Genomic DNA, 3,026 nt, shown 5'->3' with positions numbered 1-3,026 from the left:
ATCAGGTGGCCGCCGCCGCCCGCCCGGTCTTGCCCCTGCCGGACGGGGCGGCGGCGGCCACCTGATCACCGCGCCGTCAGCCCCGCTTGCCCCGCCGGGTGGCTGCCACTAGGAAGGGGCGGATTTGCAAGGGGGGTGCGGGGCACATGGCCAAGGCGGGCGGCAAGGGCAAGACCTCGAGGTTCATCGTCTGGATCATCCTGGGTCTGCTGATCATCGGGTTGGCGGGCTTCGGCGTGGACGGCTTCGGCGGCTCGGTGCGCAGCGTGGGCCAGGTGGGCGAGCGCGAGATCTCGGCCGAGGATTACTTCCGCACCCTTCAGCGCGAGATCCGCGGCATCCAGGAACAGGCCGGTCGCGCCCTGCCCTGGAGCGAGGTGCGCGACGCGGGCCTCGATCGCGCCGTGCTGCGCCGGATGGTGACCACCGCCGCGCTGGAGAACGAGGCCATGCGGCTGGGCATCTCGGTGGGCGACGCCACGGTGCGCGACGAGGTCCTGTCGGTGCCCGCGTTCCGCGGGATCGACGGCAGCTTCAGCCGCGACGCCTATCGCATCGCGCTGCAACAGGAGGGCTGGAGCGAGCGCGAGTTCGAGGACCGCATCCGCATGGAGCTGGCCCGCGAGATCCTGCAGGCCGGCGCCGTGTCCGCCGTGCCCGCGCCCGAGGCAATGACCGGCGTGATCTTCGACTGGTTCGCCGAGCGCCGCGACATCGAGGTGATCACCGTGGACCGCGGCGCGCTGGAGGCCCCCGTGCCCACCCCCACCGAGGCCGATCTGCGCGCCTTCCATGCCGACAACGGTGCGCTGTTCACCCTGCCGGAGGGGCCGCGCATCGCCTATGTCTGGGCCACGCCCGCGATGATCGCCGACACCGTGACGGTCCCCGAGGACGCCCTGCGCGCGGCCTTCGAGGCCCGCGCCGACGAATTCCGCCGCCCCGAACGCCGCATCATCGAGCGTCTGGTGTTCTCCAGCGCGGACGACGCCGATGCCGCCCGCGCGCGCATCGACGCGGGTGAGGATTTCGCCGACATCGTGGCCGGGCGCGGCATGTCGCTGGAGGACACTGACATGGGCGACGTGACCGAGGCCGAGCTCGGCGCCGCGGGTGCGGAGGTGTTCGCCCTGCCCGGCCCCGGCGTCGCGGGCCCGCTGCCCAGCCCGTTCGGCCCCGCGCTCTATAACGTCGTGGCGATCCTCAATGCCCAGGAAACCGCGTTCGAGGACGCCGCGGAAACCCTGCGCGACGAGCTGTCGCTGGAGCGCGCACGCGTGATCCTGTCGGACGCCTTCGACGACTACGAGGATCTTCTGGCCGGTGGCGCCACGCTCGAGGAGCTGGCCGCGCAGACCGCCCTGGAAGCCGGCAGCATCGTGCTGCGCCCCGGCACCCGCGACGGCATCGCCGGATACGCCAGCTTCCGCGAGGCCGCCGCCGGCGCGCGCGAAGGCGATTTCCCGCAGATGTTCGCGCTCGATGACGGTGGCGTCTTTGCCCTGCGCCTCGACGGCGAGGAGCCCGCCCGCGTGCAGGACTTCGAGGAGGTCGAGCTGCGCGTGCTGGAGGCCTGGGACAGCGCCGAAGCCAGCGCCCGCGTCGCCGACCGCGCAGCCGACATCGCCGCCGCGCTGGAGGCCGGCGACAGCGCCGCGGACCTCGGCCTTGCCACCGCCCGCCACGACGAGCTGCGCCGCACCGACCGGCTGTCGGACCTGCCGCCGCAGGTCGTCGCCGCCGCCTTCGAGATCGCGCGCGAGGGCAGCCACCGCGTGATCGAGGGCGACGAGACCGCCTTTGTCGTCACCCTGCGCGCCATCCGCCCCGCCGACACGGCCACGGACACCGCCCGCCGCGAACGCGACGCCATCGCCGAGGAGGTGCGCGCAAGCCTCGCACAGGACGTGTTCACCGCCTGGGCACGCCAGCTTGAACGCGAGGCCGGCATCCGCATCGACCAGACCGCGCTGGACGCCGTCCACGCGCAATTCCGCTGAGGATCCGATGACCGCCCTCTCCCCGTCCTTCGACGCCTTCGCCGCCGGCTGGGCGGCGGGGCGCAACCAGCTGGTGTACGCCCGGCTTGCGGCTGATCTGGACACGCCCGTGTCGCTGATGCTCAAGCTCGCCGAGGCGCGGCCGGACAGCTTCATCCTCGAATCGGTGACAGGTGGCGAGGTGCGCGGCCGCTACTCGGTCATCGGGATGAAGCCCGACCTGATCTGGCAGTGCCGCGACGGGGCGGCGCGCATCAACCGCCAGGCCCGGTTCGATCCCGAGGCGTGGGAGGACGCGGGCGCAGCCCCGCTCGACAGCCTGCGCGCGCTGATCGCCGAGGCCCGCATCGACATGCCGGCCGACCTGCCCCCCATCGCGGCGGGGCTGTTCGGGTATCTGGGCTATGACATGGTGCGGCTGGTCGAACACCTGCCGCAGACCAACGCCGACCCGCTGGACCTGCCCGACGCGGTGCTGATGCGCCCCTCGGTGGTGGCGGTGCTCGACGGGGTCAAGGGCGAGGTGACGGTGGTGGCGCCCGCCTGGGCCGCCTCGGGGCTGTCGGCGCGCGCGGCCTACGCCCAGGCCGCCGAGCGGGTGATGGATGCGCTGCGCGACCTCGACCGCCAGCCCGCGGGCGACACCCGCGACCTGGGCGCACAGGCCCCGGTCGGCGAGCCGGTGTCGAACTTCACCCGCGACGGCTACCTCGCCGCGGTGGAGCGCGCCAAGGATTATATCCGCGCGGGCGACATCTTTCAGGTGGTGCCCTCGCAACGCTGGGCGCAGCCCTTCGTGCTGCCGCCCTTCGCGCTCTATCGCAGCCTGCGGCGCACCAACCCCTCGCCGTTCATGTTCTTCTTCAACTTCGGCGGCTTCCAGGTGATCGGCGCCTCGCCGGAAATCCTCGTGCGGCTGCGCGCGCTGATCGCCGAGGCCCGCATCGACATGCCGGCCGACCTGCCCCCCATCGCGGCGGGGCTGTTCGGGTATCTGGGCTATGACATGGTGCGGCTGGTCGAACA

2 protein-coding genes are annotated in these 3,026 nt (G+C 72.7%); both read left to right on the top strand.

The features are described from left to right. The first annotated feature begins 146 nt into the window (after nt 1-146). The gene (locus tag CCR87_RS06455; protein WP_201156739.1) at nt 147-2,000 is read left to right on the top strand and encodes a peptidylprolyl isomerase; all 1,854 of its coding nucleotides are present in this window, start codon (nt 147-149) and stop codon (nt 1,998-2,000) included. Between the two features lie 7 nt (nt 2,001-2,007). Then, on the top strand, nt 2,008-3,026 hold a 1,019-nt coding region (locus CCR87_RS06450), incomplete at its 3' end, for a chorismate-binding protein (RefSeq protein WP_201156738.1).

The organism is Rhodobaculum claviforme, from assembly GCF_016653255.1.
Taxonomy (GTDB): Bacteria; Pseudomonadota; Alphaproteobacteria; order Rhodobacterales; family Rhodobacteraceae; genus Rhodobaculum; species Rhodobaculum claviforme.
This window is presented reverse-complemented; position numbering and strand designations above follow the sequence as displayed.